The 22921-nt window shown below is 40.0% G+C and carries 16 protein-coding genes and 1 pseudogene; 6 read left to right on the top strand and 11 right to left on the bottom strand.

Annotation, left to right across the window (positions count from 1 at the left end; genetic code table 11):
- From AB4140_RS17395 to fabB, 4 genes are all read right to left on the bottom strand, one after another.
- Positions 1 to 1643, bottom strand: a 1643-nt coding sequence (locus AB4140_RS17395) for a FimV/HubP family polar landmark protein (RefSeq protein WP_372001942.1), incomplete at its 3' end; no start/stop codon positions are given.
- Positions 1644 to 1840: 197 nt separating this feature from the next.
- Positions 1841 to 2857, bottom strand: a complete 1017-nt coding sequence (locus AB4140_RS17390) for an aspartate-semialdehyde dehydrogenase (RefSeq protein ID WP_102437458.1) — start codon at positions 2855 to 2857, stop codon at positions 1841 to 1843.
- A 2-nt stretch (positions 2858 to 2859) separates the two neighbouring features.
- The gene (locus AB4140_RS17385) at positions 2860 to 3993 is read right to left on the bottom strand and encodes a 4-phosphoerythronate dehydrogenase (RefSeq protein WP_102476952.1); all 1134 of its coding nucleotides are present in this window, start codon (positions 3991 to 3993) and stop codon (positions 2860 to 2862) included.
- 230 nt (positions 3994 to 4223) lie between these two features.
- Positions 4224 to 5435 (bottom strand): beta-ketoacyl-ACP synthase I, encoded by a 1212-nt coding sequence (gene fabB, locus AB4140_RS17380; protein WP_372001940.1) that lies wholly within the window; start codon positions 5433 to 5435, stop codon positions 4224 to 4226.
- A gap of 337 nt (positions 5436 to 5772) precedes the next feature.
- Here fabB and mnmC point away from each other — a divergent pair, with 337 nt between their 5' ends.
- Entirely contained in the window at positions 5773 to 7770 is a 1998-nt protein-coding gene (gene mnmC / locus AB4140_RS17375) for an FAD-dependent 5-carboxymethylaminomethyl-2-thiouridine(34) oxidoreductase MnmC (protein WP_372001938.1), read from the top strand.
- A 33-nt stretch (positions 7771 to 7803) separates the two neighbouring features.
- The gene (locus tag AB4140_RS17370; RefSeq protein WP_372001936.1) at positions 7804 to 8355 is read left to right on the top strand and encodes a hypothetical protein; all 552 of its coding nucleotides are present in this window, start codon (positions 7804 to 7806) and stop codon (positions 8353 to 8355) included.
- Positions 8356 to 8457: 102 nt separating this feature from the next.
- Here AB4140_RS17370 and AB4140_RS17365 read toward each other — a convergent pair.
- From AB4140_RS17365 to prmB, 6 genes and pseudogenes are all read right to left on the bottom strand, one after another.
- Positions 8458 to 8979 (bottom strand): annotated as a pseudogene (locus AB4140_RS17365) (RNA methyltransferase); the annotation flags it as partial.
- Between the two features lie 18 nt (positions 8980 to 8997).
- Entirely contained in the window at positions 8998 to 9273 is a 276-nt protein-coding gene (locus tag AB4140_RS17360) for a YfcL family protein (protein WP_076537149.1), read from the bottom strand.
- Positions 9274 to 9276: 3 nt separating this feature from the next.
- The gene (locus tag AB4140_RS17355) at positions 9277 to 10416 is read right to left on the bottom strand and encodes an ATP-NAD kinase family protein (protein ID WP_102437466.1); all 1140 of its coding nucleotides are present in this window, start codon (positions 10414 to 10416) and stop codon (positions 9277 to 9279) included.
- On the bottom strand, positions 10413 to 11579 hold the full coding sequence (locus AB4140_RS17350) for an MFS transporter (protein ID WP_102519754.1): 1167 nt from the start codon (positions 11577 to 11579) through the stop codon (positions 10413 to 10415). Before AB4140_RS17350 ends, AB4140_RS17355 begins: the two co-directional genes overlap by 4 nt.
- Entirely contained in the window at positions 11579 to 12673 is a 1095-nt protein-coding gene (aroC, locus tag AB4140_RS17345; protein ID WP_102437470.1) for a chorismate synthase, read from the bottom strand. Before aroC ends, AB4140_RS17350 begins: the two co-directional genes overlap by 1 nt.
- A 56-nt stretch (positions 12674 to 12729) precedes the next feature.
- Positions 12730 to 13674 (bottom strand): 50S ribosomal protein L3 N(5)-glutamine methyltransferase, encoded by a 945-nt coding sequence (gene prmB / locus AB4140_RS17340; RefSeq protein ID WP_102437472.1) that lies wholly within the window; start codon positions 13672 to 13674, stop codon positions 12730 to 12732.
- 80 nt (positions 13675 to 13754) lie between these two features.
- On the opposite strand from prmB, the gene smrB reads away from it, so the two are divergent.
- Complete coding sequence (smrB, locus tag AB4140_RS17335; protein ID WP_372001933.1) at positions 13755 to 14282, top strand: endonuclease SmrB; 528 nt, start codon at positions 13755 to 13757, stop codon at positions 14280 to 14282.
- A gap of 140 nt (positions 14283 to 14422) precedes the next feature.
- Here smrB and sixA read toward each other — a convergent pair whose 3' ends face one another.
- Positions 14423 to 14896 (bottom strand): phosphohistidine phosphatase SixA, encoded by a 474-nt coding sequence (gene sixA / locus AB4140_RS17330; protein ID WP_102437476.1) that lies wholly within the window; start codon positions 14894 to 14896, stop codon positions 14423 to 14425.
- A gap of 374 nt (positions 14897 to 15270) precedes the next feature.
- Between sixA and AB4140_RS17325 the strand changes: the two genes are divergently transcribed.
- From AB4140_RS17325 to AB4140_RS17315, 3 genes are all read left to right on the top strand, one after another.
- Complete coding sequence (locus AB4140_RS17325; protein ID WP_372001944.1) at positions 15271 to 18003, top strand: insulinase family protein; 2733 nt, start codon at positions 15271 to 15273, stop codon at positions 18001 to 18003.
- A gap of 313 nt (positions 18004 to 18316) precedes the next feature.
- On the top strand, positions 18317 to 22603 hold the full coding sequence (locus AB4140_RS17320; RefSeq protein ID WP_372001931.1) for an EAL domain-containing protein: 4287 nt from the start codon (positions 18317 to 18319) through the stop codon (positions 22601 to 22603).
- Between the two features lie 88 nt (positions 22604 to 22691).
- Positions 22692 to 22921: hypothetical protein (locus tag AB4140_RS17315; RefSeq protein WP_372001929.1), on the top strand; the 230-nt coding region annotated here is incomplete at its 3' end.

Below are 22921 nucleotides of genomic sequence, written 5' to 3'. Positions count from 1 at the left end.
TCCGTCGGTAAATCAAAATCTGCCAGTAAGCTGTCGATGTCATCTTGGGTATCTGTTTGGCTTAGTTCTGGTGCGACTTCAGATTCAGCTTCAGCAGCAACTTCATCAGCATTATTCGTCGGTAAATCAAAATCAGCCAGTAAGCTGTCGATGTCATCTTGAACATCTGTTTGGCTTGGTTCTGGTGCGACTTCAGATTCAGCTTCAGCTTCTGCAGCAACTTCACCAGCATTATCCGTCGGTAAATCAAAATCAGCCAGTAAGCTGTCAATGTCATCTTGGGTATCTGTTTGGCTTAGTTCTGGTGCAACTTCAGTAGTATCCTCTGCTGGTAAATCAAAGTCTGCAAGTAAACTGTCTAAATCTTCTTCGTCTGTTTGTTTAACTTCTGCTGATTCATCAAGACCGTCAAGTAAGCTTTCAAAATAGTCTCCTTCGTCTTCTATAGACGCCAATTCGACTTCTTGCTCATTCATGGCTTCAGACCACAAATCATCTAGTGAGGTGCCTTCAGCTATTTGTTCGCTAGCCTTTTCATCTTCGATATACATATCAACATCATCAGCACCATCTAAAGATAATTGCGTTTCGTTGGTGATATCTAGATCAAGCAAATCTTCCGTAGAGTCTTCTTCATCTAAATGAATCGCTAAGTCATTGAGATCGTCAATATCATCCGTAACGGCTAATGATTCAGCCACTGCAGCTTGAGGTGTTTCATTGATGCTTTCATCCTGCTCATTTTTACGGCGCATCAGCCAGAAAATAATCAGAAAGATTATAATAAGCGGTAATGCCGCGATAACGGCAAGCAATATCATGTTGTCAGCAATTGACCGCCAAAAGTTAGTTGGCTGCTCAATGACTGTTGGCTTAGCATTTTCAGCAACCAATAGCGCGTAGGCCGCTTCAAGTTCAGTGTGCTTTTCAGAAAGTAATTGTAACTCTTCTTGTGAGACAGAAAGCTGCAAAGACAGCTCTTTTATCTTCGCTTTTAAGGCTGCGTTGTCAGCGTCCTTAATCATTAACATATCTTCTGAACGCGCCAATTCATCGGTTAAAGATAAACTTTTACTTTGTGCGTTCTCGAGTTTAACGGTTAACTCATCAATGAGAGGTTGGTTAACCTCGACTGTATTTTTAAGTGTTTTTTCAGCTACGATGGCTAACGGTTTTTGAGCTGAAGTTGCGCTCGTTTGCCCAGCACTTACCGCAGGCTTTTGCGGCGCTTTGACCGTTATATTGGCATTCGCGAAGCGTTTATCATTATCTTCAGCCCGAAGCTTGGCATCCGCTTTGGGGATTTGCGCCATCACATCTGCAGAAGGGACCAACAGCGTCATCCCCCGCTCTAAAGAATTATAATTATCACTGCTAAAGGCGTGGGGATTAGCATCAAAAAGTGCCGCCATCACTTGGTATATGGTGATATTTTGATTGGGCCTAACCTTTTGCGCAATACTCCAAAAAGTGTCGGCTGAAGTTGTAGGACCATATTGACGGGCAACGATAGAATTGACTTCGCCGTTGGGGCCGGTAATTTTTAGCGTCTGAGCATGGACAGGCTCAACCGTAGAAGAAGCAGAAACAGCGGCCAAAGCACAGGCCATTATGCCAACAAAATAAGCAGTACGAAGAATCATCAATCTTTCCTTTGAGCGCTATGGGGTTGTCATCATGACAACTGGCTTTAGGCAATTGTATTTATTAGTTTTAGTATTCATAAGACTATAAACCAGATTTAATTACCCTGCTACTGTGAACCACGCTAAAATGAAAAAAGCCTGCAGGCTGCAGGCTTTTTAATCTAAATAGCTCTATTTATAGGGATATTATCGTATTAATAATAATCTCTAATCAAGACTTCGGCTATTTGAACACTGTTTAAAGCAGCACCTTTACGGATGTTATCGGCAGTCACCCATAAATTTATACCGTAATCATGAGAAATATCTTTTCTCACACGGCCAACAAATACTGGATCGGTACCTGCAGAGTCTGTCACTACCGTTGGATAATCTTCATCATTTTCAAATAACACGATACCTTCAGCATCACGTAGGACGGCTTTTACTTCTTCTGCTTCAACAGGTTGGCGAGTTTCAAGGTGCACTGCTTCTGAGTGACCATAAAAAACCGGAACACGCACCGCTGTTGGATTAACCACGATATCGTGATCACCAAAAATCTTTTGCGTTTCCCACACCATTTTCATTTCTTCTTTGGTGTAACCATTGTCCATAAACACATCAATTTGCGGTAATACGTTAAAAGCAATTTGCTTTGGGTATACTTTATTTTCAGCTGGTAAACCTTGAAGTAGTTTGGCCGTCTGACCCGCTAATTCTTCAATAGCTTGCTTACCTGAACCTGATACAGACTGGTAAGTTGCCACGTTAATACGTGAAATACCAAATGCATCATAAATAGGCTTTAGCGCCACTAACATTTGAATGGTTGAACAGTTAGGATTAGCAATGATATTACGATTACGGAAGTCTGCGATGGCCTGCGGATTAACTTCTGGTACCACTAATGGCACATCGATGTCATAACGAAAATGTGAGGTGTTATCAATCACCACACAGCCATGCTCTGCAGCAATCGGGGCCCACTTAGCTGAGACGTCACCACCTGCGGAGAAGAATCCAATTTGAGCCGTGCTCCAATCGAACGTATCCACATCTAGAATTTCGACTTGTTTACCATTAAAGCTAACGGTTTCACCTGCACTGCGGCTACTGGCTAATGGGTATAAGTTTGCAACCGGAAAGTTTCGCTCTTCAAGGATCTCAATCATAGTTTGACCCACTGCGCCCGACGCACCTAAAACAACAACATTAAATTCCTGTGACATAATTAACGCTCGACTCCTGAAAAACCTAATTTATAGACCCAATTTACCTTACAAGCACCCGTGTTGACTAGCGACAATGCACTAAATTCACGTCGATGAGTGTGATTTTTTCTCATATGATCGAAGCCATTGTGATTTAGAAAGGTTTTTCTAAATAATTCGTCATCATCTTTGAGGTTATAAACCTGTCTAGCAAGGGTAAGTAACTGACTTTCTGTCGGTTGCTCTGCCACGGATAATTGATTAATAAAAAATGACGGTAACAGGCTCGATACTGATTTCTCATGGGGCAACTTTAGGATGTCACACAATTTTTCAAACAACATAAAGGTGCCCCGAGCTTTGCCTTCTAAGCTATATCCAGCAATGTGAGGAGTCGCAAATTCAGCTAACGGCACCAGCTCAGCCATTGGGTGTGGCTCACCTTCCCATACATCTAAAACCAGTTTTAAATCGTCACGTTGACGCTTAACTTTTATCAAGGCTCGGTTATCAATGACCTCACCTCTGCAGCAATTTAATAACCAGGTATTTTCTCTTAGCTGCAGTAATCGAGCTTCATCGAATAAATACCAGGTTTTATCTGCGCCTTCTTTGGTAATCGGCACATGTAAACTGATGATGTCGGCTTGCTCGATTATGGTATCTAATGACACGAACTGGCGTTCATCCGCAGCACTTTTTTCTAAAATAGGATCACATAACAGTACTTTCATGCCATAAGCGTTTAGGCACTTTTCTAATGCTGAACCGGTATTACCCGCACCGACAATGCCAACAACTTTATTTTTTATTGGCTGCTTAAAGCGTTTAGCCAATTCAAGCATGGCGATAAAAGCATACTCGCCCACCGCTGTGGCATTGCATCCAGGGGCATTAGTAAACGGGATATTACGCTGCTTAAGATAGGCTAAATCAATATGGTCGGTACCTATGGTGGCACTGCCAACAAACAGTAATTTGTTTGCTTTAGACAATAAGCCTTGATTGACCTTAGTAACTGAACGAACTAGCAGCACGTCAACATCAATCAGTTGCTCTGGTGCTAATGAGCGACCATTTACGCGCTCAATTGTCCCTAGGTGCCCAAATAAGGCTTCCACATAAGGCATGTTTTCATCGGCAACGATTTTCATAAGTGTAATTAGCCATAAATACTGTGATTATCTGCTTATTCTATCAAGTTATTAGAATGCATAGGTATCAATGAATTAGAAATATTGTTTTCGAGCCGCATTGATTAGCTATGTGTAAAAATAGTTTTAATCTGCTTTAAAGGTCAAAAAAAACAAAAAAGCCTTCTAGTCTGTCGACTAGAAGGCTTTGATTACTTTATACGAACGACTAATAAAGTCGCTGTCTAAGCTTATTTATACTTGCGCATAACCAAAGTGGCATTAGTGCCACCAAAGCCAAAGCTGTTGCTCATCACAGTCGTTAGCTTTGCATCACGATACTCAGTGACTAAAGGAATACCAACGGCTTGTTCATCCAAGGTATCGATATTGATACTTGGTGCAATAAAGCTATCTTCCATCATCACTAAGCTATAAATGGCCTCGTGAACACCGGCTGCACCTAATGCATGGCCAGTCAATGATTTAGTTGATGCAACTGGAGGCATGTCTGTCGGAAAAACCTCACGCAAAGCTTCAAGCTCACGCACATCACCAACTGGGGTTGAAGTACCATGAGTATTGATATAATCAATTGGGGTATCAACATCAGCTAGCGCCATTTTCATACAACGCACAGCACCTTCACCTGACGGTGCAACCATGTCGTAGCCATCAGAAGATGCGCCATAACCAATGATTTCCGCATAGATTTTTGCGCCACGAGCTAATGCATGCTCTAACTCTTCAACGACAACAATCCCGCCGCCACCAGAGATAACAAAACCATCACGGTCAGCATCGTAAGTACGTGAAGCCTTTTCAGGCGTGTCATTATACTTAGTTGACAATGCCCCCATAGCATCGAAGCCCATGGTTAGGGTCCAATCTAGTTCTTCTGCACCACCAGCAAATACCATATCTTGCTTACCCATTTGAATAAGCTCAGCTGCATGGCCAATACAATGTGCTGAAGTTGCACAAGCAGAACTAATTGAATAATTCATACCTTTAATTTTAAATGGGGTCGCTAAACAAGCACTCGCCGTACTGGCCATAATGCGCGGTACAATATAAGGGCCAACACGTTTTACGCTTTTTTCACGTAAGGTGTCAGCTGCTTGTACTTGATTTTTAGATGATGCGCCGCCAGTACCGACCACTAAACCCACGCGATGGTGAGAATACTGCTCTTCTGTCAAATTAGCATCACTGATTGCTTCTTGCATTGCAATATAAGCGTAAGCTGCTGCGTCTCCCATGAAGCGTAATGCCTTACGGTCAATATGCTCAGCAGGGTTTAATTTGATATCCCCCCAAACATGACTACGTAATTTCATTTCTTCAAATTGATCTGAATGGGTGATACCACTACGTCCAGCTTTCAATGACTCTGTCACTTCTTGCTTGTTATTACCGATGCTAGAAACAACACCTAAACCTGTAATTACGACTCTTTTCATTTTATGCTATCCATTTTGTACATGTCAGTACCTAATTTTGCTGTGGCAATGATATCCGCTTTAGATGAATAAAGTGGTCAGCTTTCAGCAAACACAGGTAAAATAATCTCAATTGAATCATTTTGAGTAACGAACTTTGACCAAATTAACCACTGACTTCCTTTTTATAGACCGAGATTGTGCAACATTTTCGGCCAAATATCCAAGTAGTTACTGTCAAAATCCTGATTATGCCTCTAGCATAAGGCATTATCATCAAACTGTCCTGTCTGATGCAGCTGTCTCAAATAAAACCTTATCGATTGCTCAAATAGGCTTCGGTATTGGTATGGAGCTCATGTCACTATGGCAGTTATCTCTAACAAAAAACCAAAAAACACTGCTCAGCATATTTGAACCTAATCCTATAAATTCAGCTGAATTAGGCTTTTTACATCAACATCTTGATAAACAAGATCCATTTTATGAATTAGCCTTAGTCCTTCAGCAAGCTTGTATCGCCAAAATATCTGGTTGCCAAAGATTGGTGTTAGCCAAAGGTTTATTCACTGTTGATCTGTATTTCGGTTCATTGTTAGAAAATTGCCAAGGTATTCCCAACGCCGAAAAAATGTTGATATCAAACTGGCATTGCTTACCTCATACGATTACAAGCCAATATATAGATCAATACCTTAGTGAAAAGTTACTGTGGCAAATGGGCAGACTGAGTGAAGATACAGCCAATATTCACTATTTTGACTCTGCCAGTGACAATGATAACGCAACGAGCTTTAAACAACTTAACCTATTAGCCAGCAGAAGCGGTTTTGGCGTAAATAATATTTTTAACCAGAAAAGTGAATGTCAACCTGATACTCAAAAACACGATTCTATTGCCTTACAAGAGCGCCAAGCGCTGCGCCGCAGTACTGATAGCCATTACGCCTATTGCTTGAGCCCTTGCAGTGAACATCATCAAAGCAGTGACGACACTATCGCCATTATTGGTGGCGGTATAGCTGCAGCCCATTTGGCGTTATCACTGATTGAACGTGGGCAGAGTGTCACCATTTATTGCAAAGATAACCAATTGGCTGATGGCGCATCGGGTAATAAGCAAGGCGCTATTTATCCCCTACTCACTCCTGATAACAACCTGATGAGTCAGTACTTTCAACAAGCTTTTTTATTCAGTCGCCGTAGGTTGCAGCAATTAACAGCGTTAGGTCACCAGATTGACCATCAATTTTGTGGTGTACTGCAAACTGGGTTTGATGAGCGCAGTGATGCCAGACTGAATAAAATTATGCTTGGTCAGCAGTGGCCAAAAGAAATTGCTTTCAGTGTTAACGCTGAGCAAGCCAATCAACTGGCAAAAATCGACATCAACAAAAATGGCTTTTACTATCCTTGGGCTGGTTGGATCTGCCCTTTTGAATTTGCTCAGGCAGCCATTGCTCATGCCACTTCAGTTGCAGAAAAAAATGGCTGTAAATTAATAATTAAGCTCAACACTAAAATTTACAGCCTTGAGCGCGTTAACAGCCTTGAGCGAGTTAACAGTCTTGAACGGGTTAACAGCCTTGAGCACGACATTGACTTAACACAAGATGGCAAAGTGCCCTCTCAGAGTGCTTACTGGCAACTTAACGCCAGTCATGACAACGAGCAACATGATAGCTTTAGGCATGGTAAAGTCGTCATCGCTTCAGGGGCTCAATTAACTGATTTTAAACAAACTAAATTATTACAGGTCACAGGCTTTCGTGGCCAAGTGAGCCATATACCCAGCCAAGGTGAACTGGCTCAACTTGATACGGTGATTTGCGCCCACGGCTATCTCACTCCCAGTAATAATCAGCGCCACTGTGTTGGGGCAAGCTATGTAAAGTCGCCCGATAATGTAGATTACAGTCCCACTGAGCAATTAGAAAATGCCCAAAAAATGCATCAGAGTTTTCCTGAGCGTAACTGGCTGTGCGATATTGATGTATCAGCTGCCAGCGCCAGAGTGGGCGTTAGAATGGTTACTCGTGATCATTGCCCTATGATGGGACTCGCCCCTAATGTTGAAGCCATTTATGCCCAATATAATCAGCAGCCATTAGAGCAACATCAGCATAGTCCCACTAGCCGAAAGTTTTGGCAGCAACACCAAGCACCAAGCTATGACAATTTATTCATTTTGGGAGGACTTGGCTCAAGAGGTCTAAGTTCTGGGCCTTTAGCTGCAGAGGCATTAGCGGCAATGATATGCAATCACACGCCACCACTTAGCTATGAAATGCTGGCAATGCTTAACCCCAATCGAATGTGGTTAAGAAAGTTACTCAAAGGTAAAGCGTTAAGCTAATTGAGCCTTTTAATTCAATCGACAGAGATAACAATGAATCATCTAATCCATAAAGCTTACGAAGGCGAGATTTACGGCATTGCATTTTTTAGTTACTTTGAAAATGTTGACGATAATGATGAGCAAAATAAGCTCTGGAAGGCGTTAGTGGAAGTAGAAACGGTTACCGCAGAGTTATTACTACAGCATCTTTTGAAACAACCTCAAAAATATGTGTTTAAAACCGCTGAATTAACCGCACAAGGCGATGACGATGCCAAAAAGTGGATCGACTTACCTTGGCTTGAATTAATGCAGACCTTAAGCCAATGGGTTGAACCTTATGAAGTAAAATATCGACAATGGTTACAGCAATGTCAGCTTCAAGATAGTCAAGAGAGCCGTCAATTAGCACCGACATTTGAACTTATAGCAGAACATGAAACTGCAATTTATCACTGCTTACAAGCTGAGCTAACTCGAGCCTATGCACAAGCAGAAACTCAAGTAGCAACACAAGTAACAACACAAGTAACAACACAAGTAGCAACACAAAAAAGTGGCTTGGAATATTTAAGCTCTTTTTTGAACAAATACAACAAATAGCCACTTAAGCATCTAAAAATCAGGCATAAAAAAGCTCAATAGGACATTATCTTATTGAGCTTTAGTTATTACCAGGCGATTAACGCTGATCCAATTAACCGTTTACTTTTTTAGCCAAGTTTTGACTTTGGTACGATTATTATTGTCGCGACTTTCACGAATTAATTCATCGTCTGCCGCTATTTGAGTGCTTTTTGATAAGCGGTCATAAAGCAATACATTCACTGACGCAGCTAAGTTCATACAACCGACCGTTGGCACATAAACCACATCATCCGCGGCATCGATAATTTGCTGGGGTATGGTGCCATCTTCAGGGCCAAAAATATAAAATGCATCTTGCGGGTGCTCAAACAAAGGCAGCGGCGTTGCGCCAACCACTAGATCAACACAAATGATTTTTGCGCCTTGTGGCACTTGCTCAAGTAAAGACTCAACAGCGGTGAGCGGAATAGTAGCGGCCGCATTTTTGGTATCGATGTCATATTGCGCTTCACCAGAACGTGCCGCCAATGCATAACGATTACCAGTGTAAAAAACCGAATTAGCTCGGTAACAGCCAGCAGCGCGCATAATGCCGCCAACATTTACTGGTGTTTTTGGGTTAACAAGCCCAATTGAAACAGTTTGCTTAGTCATAGATTATTTAATGTCGCTAATAATTTGACGAAGCTGTAACCATGCAGCCTTGACTAGACTGAAATCTGCTTCATCTAGTTCATCGTTTGCTAGCGCTAAACAATCGACCATTTTATCATCTAATGCATCGATGCCAGAAGTCTGCTCTTGCTCAAGCTGTGACAATACAACAGCGATATGGCCTTGCAAATAACCACTGGCAAATAACGCATCATCATCGCCATGGGCAACGTTACTTTCAATCCATGACTCTAATGCAGCATCATATTTTTCTAACATGGTTTAGCTCTCCGATAAATCTGGATTTGCCACTTGGTACATCACGTAATCGTGGTATCCAGTAACAATTTTATAATAGCCCGTAAGCTCTCTATCTAATTCTGGGTCGCCACTATCCACAATTAATGGCCTGCCTTCAAGTGCTTTTAACTTAGTTTTTGTAGCAAGGATAATAATATTGTCTTTACCAACTTGTTTTATTAGCTCTGGAGACAACTGCTGATTACCTCGACCTAATATGTGGCCTTGACCGCCAATGAGGGTAATAACCAGTTTTGTGGGTTTATGCTGAGTAAGCTCAATTAACTGCTTAGCAGTAACATCACTGGCTACTAAGGTTTGATCATGAATCACATCAACACCTAATAAGGTGTTATCAATATTGAGCTCTTCCATTAACGCAGCAACAGTAGAGCCACTGCCTATGATATACAGCTCATCTTCCATCTGACTAATCACATCAGCTGCGATATCAGCTAACACCAGTTCATCGACTTCCTTGCCGCCCATTTTTACCGCTTGAATATAACGTGGCTCTGCAGGCACCTGCATTTCACCGTATCGTTTAGCTTTTACCACACCTTGCCTAAACGCCACTTCATCAATATCCATCACGTCAGCATCCATCAAGCTCACCAATTCACGTTTTAACAGCATTTCAACCACAACACCGGCAGCATGGGGGGTAATCGCATACACCCCAGAGTGAATCTTAACCCCAGCAGGCACACCTAACACAGGTAAAAGCGCAGTATCATCTTGCTCAATGACACTATAAATATCTCTGGCAGTGCCGTCACCACCGGCAAATAACAGTAAATCTAACGATTCATTGATCAGTGCTTTAACGGCTGATTGAGTGTCTTTAGCTTCGGTTATATTCGCAGACTGATAAACGCACTCAGTATTAAACCCAAGCTGTTGGGCTAAATCATGCCCCATCGCGCCGGATGCGGTAATAATATCGATTTGATCTTTAAATGGCAGCACAACCTCTAAAGCTTGTTGCATTCTAAGCTGCGCTTTGGGCTCAGCGCCTTTTGCAATAGCTTGCGTCGCAACACCGTCAGAGCCTTTTAACCCGACACTACCACCTAATCCAGCAAGCGGATTGATAATCAAACCTAAACGAAAACGCTTCACGAAATAACGTCCTTTTTTTTCTCTGAAATGGCCATAACGGCAAGCATAGATAAAAATGCACACATAGCGGCAAAAATCCAAGTATTGGTAGAGCCAGAACCATCACCCCAAATAAGCCCGCTTATCCAAATACCGAGCGCGCCACCAAAACCAAAGCTGATACTGGCGTACATGGCTTGGCCTTTGCTGCGATGGGCAATATCAAAATTACGATGAATAAACTGAATAGAAGCCGCATGGGTTAAACCAAAAGTAAAGGCATGCAGCGCTTGGCTAATGGATAAAATTAAGATGCTATCAACCCCATAAGCTAACAACAACCAACGAACAGCCGTTAATGCCACACTGAGTAGCAGTAATAATTTAACCCCAAACCGACCCAGTAACCTTGGTGCTAGCATGAACATTAAGATCTCGACCACAACACCAAAAGCGACAAATAACCCCGCGCTCGCTTCAGAGTAACCCGCTTGCTTTAGGTAAAGTACGAAGAAGCCATAAAATGGCCCAACACTCATCTGTAATAATAAGGCTGAGACTAAAAACCAAAATATAGGCGCGGTAATTTTTAAAGGGGGCCTTAAAGATGCGTCAGCAACGTTGACTCGATTAGCAGGCAACGCCAAGGAACACAAAAACATACCGATGAATAACAGCATGCCAATTGAGGGCAATATGTCAGCGCCAAACTGGCTGATAGCAAAGCCACCAGCCACCACTAAACAAATGTAACCGACACTGCCCCAGCTTCGAATCGCGCCATAGCGATGCGCTTCATCACCCAAACTTTCAAGGGTAATCACTTCTAACTGAGCGAGAATTGCATTCCAAAAAAAGGTATAGATAAACAAGCTAATGGCAAGGTAAACCACACCAGCATCAAAGAAAAAACTGATGTAAGTTATCGCCGCGGCAGCTGATCCAAACTTAACTAACTCACTGCGCATGCCCGTTCTATCAGCGACAAACGCCCAAACGTTAGGTGCAATGATGCGTGTTCCCATGAGTATTGCCATGAGAAAACCAATTTCTTGCGCATTGTAGCCTCGGTTATCGAAAAACACACCGAGATAAGGAACCATTAAACCGAGGATGGAAAAGAAAAAGAAATAACAAGCACTGAGCCAAACTGCTTTTGGCTCAGTGCTTAACAAATTAGGCATTACTTCATTCCGATGACAGGGGTTTGGGAAACCACGTCCTGATTTTGCGCGCGATGACGAAGTAAGTGATCCATCAATACGATAGCCAGCATGGCTTCGGCAATCGGTACAGCACGAATACCAACACATGGATCATGACGACCTTTAGTGACCACATCTGCTGTGGTACCTTGAGCAGTCATACTTTGACCAGGTACTGAAATACTAGAAGTTGGTTTTAATGCAATATGCGCAACAACAGGCTGACCAGAAGAAATACCGCCAAGTACTCCGCCCGCATGGTTAGACTCAAATCCTGCTGGCGACATTAAATCACGTCCTTCTGAGCCTTTTTGGGTTACCACACCAAAGCCATCACCAATTTCAACGCCTTTAACCGCATTGATACCCATTAACGCATGAGCAATATCGGCATCTAAACGGTCAAATACTGGCTCGCCTAAACCAACAGGAACACCTGTTGCTGCCACGGTAATTTTAGCACCGACTGAATCGCCAGATTTTTTCAAATCACGCATGTATTCGTCTAGTTGCTCAAGCTTACTGGCATCAGGGAAGAAAAAGGCATTTTGCTCAACTTCATTTAAATCAACTGATTCAGCGCAGATAGGACCTAGCTGAGACATGTAACCATGGATTTCAATACCATGTACTTGCTTTAAATATTTTTTAGCTACAGCGCCAGCAGCAACTCGCATCGCCGTTTCACGCGCTGATGAACGTCCACCACCACGATAATCACGCAAGCCATATTTTTGCTGGTAAGTGTAATCAGCATGACCAGGACGGAATAAGTCTTTAATATTTGAGTAATCTTGGCTACGTTGATCGGTATTTTCAATCAATAAGCCAATCGATGTACCGGTAGTTTTATCTTCAAATACCCCTGACAAAATACGAACTTCATCAGCTTCGCGACGCGCGGTGGTATAACGAGATGTCCCAGGGCGGCGACGATCGAGATCATGCTGCATATCTTCAACGGTTAACTCAAGCCCTGGAGGGCAACCGTCAATAATACAACCTAACGCGACACCGTGACTTTCTCCAAAGGTAGTCACTACAAAGTTTTGACCAATACTATTTCCTGACATGCGTTCTGATTACCTCAGCTAAATTTTATGCTAATAGCTATTATTCACTATCCCTATTATTCACTATCTTTGTAGATGGCGAAAAGTGATTCATTTTCAACTAGCTGATCATAAGTCAATACAAACACGCCATCGCCGCCATGTTCAAACTCAACCCATGTAAATGGTACGTCTGGGAACTGCTCAATTAAATGCACCATTGAGTTACCCACTTCAACCACTAACAGACCATCTTTTGTTAGGTAGTCTGATGCATTAGCTAAAATACGCTTGGTTAAATCTAAACCATCACGACCCGATGCCAGCCCAATGGCAGGCTCATGATGATATTCATCTGGCATATCGCCAATATCTTCTTCATCTACGTATGGTGGATTAGATACGATCAAATCGTACTGCGGCCCTTTTGGGATAGCAGAAAACATATTTGACTGAATAGGGAAAACACGATCTAGCACGTCTAAGGATTCAATATTAATTTGAGCAACTTCAAGTGCATCTTCACTGATATCTAATGCATCGACTTCTGCATCTTCAAATGCATAGGCACACGCAATTGCGATGCAGCCACTGCCGGTACATAAATCCATCACACGATGAACTGGCTTGTTATAAAGCCAAGGGCTGAAATTATTGTTGATCATTTCAGCAATTGGAGAACGTGGTACTAACACACGTTCATCAACATAAAACTCTAAATCAGCAAAGCGTGCTTTATTAGTCAAATATGGAACAGGTAGACGCTCACGAACACGGCGAATAATTAATTCCACTATTTTATGCTTTTCACTGCTGGTTAAATTGGCATGAACCACTTGCTGGCCGATTTCTTCAGGAAGGTGCAGTGCGTAAAAAACCAAAGCAATCGCTTCGTCCCAAGCATTATCAGTTCCGTGACCATAATAAATGTTGGCATCGTTAAAACGGCTAACGGCCCAACGTAACATATCGCCAACGGTTCTTAATTCGGTGACAGCTTCATCTACAAAGATTTTATCCAAAACATCGCTCCTGAAAAATTGTTCCCGCACATTGTAACTGAAGTCTATTAAGATGACCTAGAATTCAATACAATAGCAGCATGAATAAAGAAACTAACCCTGACTTTGCACTGTTTTCAGAGCACTTGGATGGTATTAGGCCATTAAACCAAGATAAGCATCATTTTAAACAGTCAGTCAAAACTAAACAACAAGTCGAAATCAAAGAACAGCAGGTTTATGCCGACAGTTATTTTTCAGATAACTATCAGCCGTTACTCCCCGTTGAAGGGCCGATGCGCTGGTTAAACGATGGTGTTGAAAAGATTGAATTAAAACGACTTCGCCGTGGTGATTACCAACCTGACTTGTTACTTGATTTGCACGGCATGCGACAAGCTGAAGCTAAACTTGAGCTTGCAGCCTTAATACAAGCCTGTGTGAAACAGCATGTTATCTGTTGCTGCGTCATGCACGGCTATGGCTCAGGGATTTTAAAACAGCAATTACCCATGTGGCTGGCTCAACACCCAAAAGTCAAAGCCTTTCATCAAGCCACCAAAGAATGGGGCGCTGATGCTGCGCTACTGGTATTGATTGATATTGGTGAGCATCCCCATAGAAGATAGCGGCTATTTACAGTTAATAACGACAAGCATTTAAATAATTATCTTGAGCCAAAACTAAAAAGAGCCTTAAAAGGCTCTTTTATATTAAATACTCAACCAAGATTCAATAACTGCAGTTACCTATCACTCATTGGAAGAACTTAAGCGCTTATTTGAGTTGGGGTTTGCATTAGCTCAAAATGAAAACCGTGTTCGTTTTTATCAATCGATACAATAGCCGATGTAGCAAATATCGGAGGCTCCATACCTGCAACTAATTCACTGACCATATAACCTAGAATAGGCATGTGAGCGATAACTAACACCTTTTGAGCATTGTAATGTTCAGCATAAGCTAAAATAGCATCAACAGCGATTTGAGGGCTGCCAGAAGGCGTTATATCATCTAACACTAACCATTTGTTTGGTTCCGGTAGATGTTTAGCCACTTCTTGCCATGTTTGTTGTGCCCTTAGGTAAGGACTTACTATCACTAAATCGACACTGTTTACTTTCTGCGTTAACCAATTGGCCATGGTATTTGATTGATTACGCCCAACTTGAGATAACATACGCTCTCTATCAGATGGGGCGTCAAAACTTGCTTCGCCATGGCGCATTAAAAATAGCTGCATACTTCTCTCGCTACTCATTATTATAGTGTTTATTGGCTAATTGTAGCCTTAAATAATTCATCCACAAAGAAACTATGAAGTAAAATTAATTAGTCTTTAGTCGATGTTTCTATGAATTTTATGCGTATTATTCTGAAAAGCTATTAAACTCTTTCAACAGTGTGACTAAAAGTTGCTAAAAACCGCTAACAATATCACTATATATATTCAAACTACTTTTTTAATAGTTGCAAAGTGAGCAACAAAGAACCCAAGTAGTTACTCAAGTCGTTATACAGTGCCTTCTCATCTGGAGCATTATCTTGACCATAAAACCAGACACTACACAGCCTGAAATAGTGAAAAGCCCAAATGATCATCGCCAATACCAATATATGGTTTTGGAAAATGAATTGCGGGTGTTATTAGTTGAAGATACCCAGGCTACCCATGCGGCAGCGTCCATGACCGTATCTGTGGGTCACTTTGACGACCCCACTTCACGACCCGGCATGGCGCACTTTTTAGAGCATATGCTGTTTTTAGGCACTGAAAAGTATCCAGATTCTGGTGAATATCATCAGTTTATCAATCACCATGGTGGTACCAACAACGCTTGGACAGGCACTGAACAAACTAATTTTTTCTATAGTATTGATGCTGAGCAATTTGAAGAATCTTTAGACCGATTTAGTCAATTTTTTATCGCTCCTAAATTTGACTTAGAACTCGTTGATAGAGAAAGGCATGCCATTGATTCTGAATACAGTTTAAAGCTTAAAGACGATATTAGACGGGTTTACCAAGTACAAAAAGAATCAATCAACCCAGCACATCCATTCAGTAAATTTTCAGTGGGCAATCTGCAAACCTTAGCAGGCGACGAAGCTGATGTGCGCCAAGAATTACTGGATTTCTATCAAGAAAAATACAGCGCCAACATTATGACATTATGCCTAATATCGCCGCTATCGTTAGACCAGCAAGCTGAAAAAGTACAACAATATTTCAGTGCTATTAATAATAAAAAGATAATAAAGAGCTACCCTGACACCCCTTATTTAAGCCAAGAGTTATTACTAAAAAAAATTAATATCATGCCAGTAAAAGAGCAAAAGAGGCTCAATATTAGTTTTGCCCTGCCTAGCATGGAACCTTTTTATAAAACCAAACCACTGACTTTCATTAGTCACTTATTAGGCAATGAAAGTCCTGGTAGTTTACTGTCATATTTAAAAGAGCATGGTCTAGCCAATAATTTATCGGCAGGTGGTGGGGTCAGTGGTTACAACTTCAAAGATTACAGCATCAGTATCCAGCTAACCGACAAAGGTTTAACGCAAGTTGATGAAATCGTAACCTGCACATTTGAATACCTTGAATTAATTAAAGAGTCAGGCATTGAGCCTTGGCGTTATCAAGAAAGAGCAAGCCTGTTATCTACAGCCTTTAAATTTCAAGAACAAATCAAAAATCTAGATCTTGCCAGCCACCTTAGTATCAACATGCAGCACTATGATGTTGAAGATGTGGTTTACGGTGATTACCGAATGGATAAACTTATTGAGACAGAAACTCTTGAGTTACTTCATTATTTTAATCCTAACAACATGCGTACTCAGTTACTCTCAAAGGAAGTAAGTACTGACACTCAGGCGCAATGGTATTTTACCCCTTACTCTATTGAGGAGATCTCAAAAGAAAAAGTGGCCCATTGGCAGCAGGTAAAACCAAGAAAAGAACTAAAATTACCCCTTAAAAATCCTTTTATCGTTGACGACCCACAAGCTAGAAGTGAACTAAGTACCAGTGCTGTGCCGACCATTGTGGCTGAAGATGAAGGTTATCGTTTTTGGCATCGTAAAGATGATGAGTTTAACGTACCCAAAGGACATTTATATTTATCCTTGGACTCAGATCAAGCTAGCCCCACCCCAAAGCATGCCGCGTTAACAAGACTGTATGTTGAGATGGTGCTAGATTACCTCGCTGAAGCCACTTATCAGGCTGAAGTAGCAGGACTAAATTATAATATTTACCCTCATCAAGGTGGAATAACACTGCATCTAACCGGCTTTACCGGTAATCAAGAAACGCTATTAGCTTTAGTAATTGAAAAAGCCAGAGAGCGAAACTTTACCCAAGATAGGTTTAAACTTATCAAAAAGCAGCTTATCCGTAGTTGGACTAACGCAGCCCAAGCCAAACCCATCGCGCAGCTCTTCACTAGCTTGACTGTGACACTGCAGAAACGCTCTTACGAGCCCACTAGAATGGCAGAAATGCTAGAGGAAGTGACACTAGATGAATTACATGAACACGTAGGGGCATTTTATGAAAAAATTTATGTTGAAGGTTTAGTCTATGGTGACTGGTTAGCGAGTGAAGCCCAGCAACTGGCGAGACGCTTAAAACAGGTTCTGTCATTGGTAACAAAACCCAGTAACGAATCTAGTCGCGAACTCATTAATCTGTCTAATCGCGGCATGTTAATGCGCGAACTCAACATTGAGCATCAAGACAGCGCGATCATTATTTACTACCAATCAAAACAAACAACTCCCCATCAAATTGGGCTGTTTAGTTTATTAAATCATACGATGTCTTCGACATTTTTCCATGAACTCAGAACAGAAAAACAACTTGGCTATATGGTCGGAACGGGCTATTTACCTTTAAATCGACACCCGGGGATGATTTTCTACATCCAATCACCCACAACTGCGCCACGAAAGCTTCTTGAAGCCATCGATGAATTTATCGCGGACTTTAACTATGCAGTCATGCAGATAACCAAGGGGCAGTGGGAAGCTACTAAGCAAGGTTTGATCAACCAAATTTCAGAAAAAGATGCTAGTTTGAAAAGCCGAAGCCAACGCTACTGGGTCTGTCTTGGTAATCGTGATTATGAATTTAATCAAAGGGAAAAAGTAATAGAGGAAATTAAAAAGCTCACCCGCGCTGATTTGATTAAGTTTATCGCAGAAAATATGCGCTCAAAGCACAGTGACCGATTAGTGTTATTTAATGTTGGAGAGCAGCATCAACAACTTGAGCCTATTGCTAACACTCAAGTGATAACAGACTTGAAAGGCTTTAAGCAGCAAGCAGAGAAGTTTAATTTTTGAGAAACGTAATATTTTTCACCCGTAACTTAATCACATAATTAATTGTTACTACTTTACTAAACTGCGCATAAATACAGCAACCCAGTGGAATACGCTATAAAAACGTTAAAATTAGATAATTATGAAACAAATAACACTAAATAAACACTATATGCCCTACAAAGAAAACACTATATGCCCTACAAAGAAAACACTATACTGATCATTCACAACCTTAGAAATCAACCATTTTTTGACAAAGGCTTAACTTTCTGAAAAAGTGGTACTTTATTGTAAATAATTATCAATTGCAGCAGACAAAAGTATCCTTAATATGTCAATGATTAGACCATTCTTAATATGCGCATTTTTTATTCTTCAAAGCATTTCGTCTTCGGCTTTTGCTATTGAAAGTAATGATTATGAGTTGAACCTTAACATTGAAACCTTTACTGTCGATAATGGCTTATCACAACCGAATGTGACAAGTATTGTCGAAGACCACCAAGGTTATATATGGGTCGGTACAGTAAACGGACTTAATCGATTTGACGGAGTCAATTTTAAGCATTTCTATGCAGAAAATAACAATACAAACTTGCCCAGCTCATTTGTAAAAACACTGCTTATTGATGAAAAAAATAGGCTTATTGTTGGCACTGATAAAGGCTTAGCTGTTTTTGATGAAAATTCAGAAAAATTTATCCCCATCGTAATAGATGGTAAGATTATTGATGAATCGATTTGGCACCTTGCACATCTACCAGAAGGTATCGCGCTTGGTCTTAATAATAGAATCATCATTTTAAATGAGCAATTAACTCGGGTTATTTGGAGTTATGAAAGTAAAATATTACAAGAAGTAAAACGAATAATTAAAATTGATGATGATTTTTTTATCAGAAATTATAATGGCTTAGTATTTAAACTATCAAAAAACAATTTATCTATCATAGAGCACAATTCAAATGATATTGGACTTTTAAACAATGAGCTTATTATATCATCTCCAAATGGTCTTTATAGTTTCAAAAACAACCTAAAGATGAAGTTTTCAAATCATCAACTCATGTATTTGGAACAATCAAAAAGAAACGATAGTATAACATCAATAATCAATTCAAATCTCGTCACCGTTTCAAAAAATAAAAAAATAAAAAATATCGGTTATATTACTGCCAACACTTCAATAACAAGACCGATCATAACAGAAACAAAATCATCTATTTTTGTTGCAGACGTTAATATCGGACTAATAAAAATCGATAGAAATAAGAATCTAATAAAGACCTCTAAAAAAATCAATGGAAATACTTGGTCAATAACAGCAAATGAGAATAGTATTTTTATTGCAACTGGCAATTCTGAAGTAAAAATATTAGATAATAATTTAAAAGAAAAATCGACTATAAAACTGAACAATATACAAGGACCAAAATCTATTGAATTATTAGATGACAATTTGTACATCGGTAACATCAATGGATTGACTAAAGTTGATTTAAACTCATTAACGACAATAAAACTATCTGATGAACAAGTAATCTATGTAACAGTTGATAAAGCAAGGAAGTTGGTTTATGCATCAACCATTGATGGAAAAATACTAATTTTAAAAAATGATAATTTAATTCAAACTATAACCACAGGTGAGCGTTATCCGGTATTTCAAGTACTAAGGGAAAATGATACATTTTGGGCTGCTACCCAAGGTGGTTTGTTCAGAATCACGGGTAAGAACAAAGATAAAGTATATGATAAAAATATGGTAATGAGCCTTGCCTTAGATGGAGATCACATACTATTCGGTACAATAAATTCACTTTTAAAGCTTTCAACTAAAGACTTAAGTTTACAAAAAATATTCCAAAATAACAAAATAGTTTACTCAATTGAAATCTTAGATAGTTTTATTGTCTCGGCTTCGGATACAGAAATAAATATCACTAACAAAATAAACCTAAAAAACACCTCAATATCAAATAAAAATGGCGCGCAAAATGATTATAACTCTCAAGGTTCAATAATTACTGGGGATGATATGCTTTTTACTGGTTCAAGTGGAATAAGTATTATCAACCCTCAAAAAATATATAATGAAATCATTAGTGAAATCCCATCAAAAGTTGCTCTGACCGATTTTCAGGTTTTTAACATCACAGAAAAACTTGGTGGAGATATCTTATCAAAACCAATTAACATCCAAGAAAATATAACGCTAAAATACTCAGACTATCCTTTCTCCTTTACTTTTATTACACCAGGCAAGTCTTTGGACGATTACACTTTTTATTATCAAATGGAAGGGTTAAATGACGATTGGTTACCTGCTCAAAATATTAACTCAGCAACTTATACTAACCTTTCTGCTGGCACTTACTATTTTAACGTTTATGCTATTAATAATTTATCAGGCAAGCAAGGAGAAACAAAATCAATACAAGTGACTATAACCCCGCCTTGGTATTTATCTTTTGAAGCAAAACTATCCTATACCGTATTGGGCTTATTAATATTGCTACTCATAGCCAAGACAATTTTACGCAGACGAGAAATACAAAAACAAATAGCCCTTAGTGAAGAAAGATTAAAATTATCACTATGGGGTAGCGGTGATGAAATGTGGGATTGGGATATTGAAACCGGTGAAATTTACCGATCCAATATCTGGGGAACATTAGAGTTTCCTCAAGATGGCCATCGCTCAGGAAAACCTGGAGAAGAAAGCAATATTCACCCCCTTGATCAAAATAGAGTTAAAACAGCCCTTAATGACCACTTTAAAGGGCTAACAGATCATTTTGAAGTTGCATACCGCGTTAAAAGCCTTCAACACAAATGGGTTTGGGTACTAGATAGAGCAAAAATTGTTGAAAGGGATCACAAAGAAAAACCGCTGCGTATGACGGGTACCATCAAAAACATCAATAATATTAAACAAACCGAAGAACAATTAAGACTATTCGAAAGAGCAATTGAAAACATTTCTGAAGGCATGTTTATTCTAGATGACAAATTTCATTTTGTTGAAGTCAACGATGCTTGTTGTCAATTAACCGCCCAAAACCGAGCTGAATTTCTTGGACAATTATTTAACTTTACTCGTTACCCTGACAGCTACTCTAACCAAATTCACGCAGCTTTGGCCCAACAGGGCAGCTGGAGTAATGAAGTAGAGGCCAATCGCGGCGATGGTAGCCATTTCTTAATGGAGCTCACCGTCGATGCTATATACAACGAACAAGGCGAAACCAGTCATTACGTAGGGGTATTCTCAGATATTACTCGTCGTAAACAGCAAGAAGAAGAACTACGCAAATTAACCAATAGTGATTTGCTCACCGGGCTACCTAACCGTTCTAGTTTACAAGTAACCTTGAACAATCTAGTGAAAAAAAACGTCCACCATACATTAATGGTATTGGATTTAGATAATTTCAAACGTATTAACGACTCGCTAGGCCACCAAACTGGTGATGCGTTACTTATTGATGTCGCTCGTAGGCTTCAAGAAAATATTCCAAATCACGTTAGTTTATATCGTCTTGGCGGTGATGAATTTGCCATCTTAGTTGACCATAACCCTGATATTGGTTCATGTGCGGCTATCGCCTCTCGAATAATAGACTCATTGAAACAAGAGTTTAAAGTTGATAACGAATCCCTCGTTATTAGCTTAAGTATCGGGATAGTTTTATACCCTGAAGATGAGCAAAATGAACAAGCCCTATTAAGAAAAGCAGATATCGCTATGTATCATGCCAAATCAGGGGGTGGCAATCGTTACCAATTCTATTCAGAGTCTTTAAACAAAAATGCGCTACGCCAATTAGAAGTAGAAAACTTGATCCGAGAAGGATTAAAAGAAGATTACTTTGAAGTCTATTACCAACCCAAAGTCGATTTAAAACAAGACAGCCTTGCTGGAATGGAAGCTTTAGTTAGATTAGTTCATCCGGAATTTGGTGTCATCCCGCCAAATGAATTTATTCCACTTGCTGAAGAAAATGGTTTAATTGTCGAAATTGGCGATCTGGTTTTACGTAAAGCCTGCTTTGCAGCACAAAAGTGGCGCGAACAAGGTGTATTTAACGGCCGTGTAGCCATAAACTTATCTTCAAGACAGTTTGCCCTACCTGATTTACAGCAACGCATATTAAGTGTATTAGAGCTCACAAAGCTCCCAGCTTGTCACCTTGAACTAGAAATTACTGAAAGTACCATTATTAAAAATCCAGATAATGCCATCAAAGTAATGAATCAGCTTGCCCAAATGGGGGTGACTCTAGCCCTTGATGATTTTGGTACTGGGTATTCATCGCTTTCATATCTCAAACATTTCCCAATTCATTGTTTGAAAATTGATAAATCTTTTGTGGATGATATCGATAAATCAGATCGTGATTTAAAAATGGTCGATAGCATTATTACTATCGCACATAACATGGGCTTATCTGTTGTCGGAGAAGGTGTAGAAGAAACCGCGCAATTAAATATATTAAAAGCCTTAAAATGTGAAGAAATCCAAGGCTACATCTTTAGTAAGCCTGTTCCAGAAAAAGATTTCACCGAATTATTAAACATCAATCAAAAAAAACAAAGTAAAAAAACCGCCATTTAAGCAACATTGGTATAACAACTGCAACTCTCTATTCAGATGTCAAATAAAAGTTAACACTTTAATTAACCCTGAATAGAGAGATTTAAAAATGATTAATGGAATTATCGTAGCAGCAATTTTATCTTCAACTTCTAACGCTGCTATTAATACGACGGAAACAGTATTTTCTAATCAAGGGCTGCATACTTCTAACCAGAAAGCTAAAGTAGTAAGTGGTCATATCAAGTATTCAGAAACGGGTACTCAACTAGCTAGCAGCCCTTATATCAAGTATTCAGAAACGGGTACTCAACTAGCTAGCAGCCCTTATATCAAGTA

It is taken from the genome of Shewanella sp. 10N.286.51.B2 (assembly GCF_041469265.1).
Classification (GTDB): domain Bacteria; phylum Pseudomonadota; class Gammaproteobacteria; order Enterobacterales; family Shewanellaceae; genus Shewanella.
The sequence above is the reverse complement of the archived record's forward strand: the minus strand, read 5'-3'. Positions and strand labels throughout refer to the sequence as shown.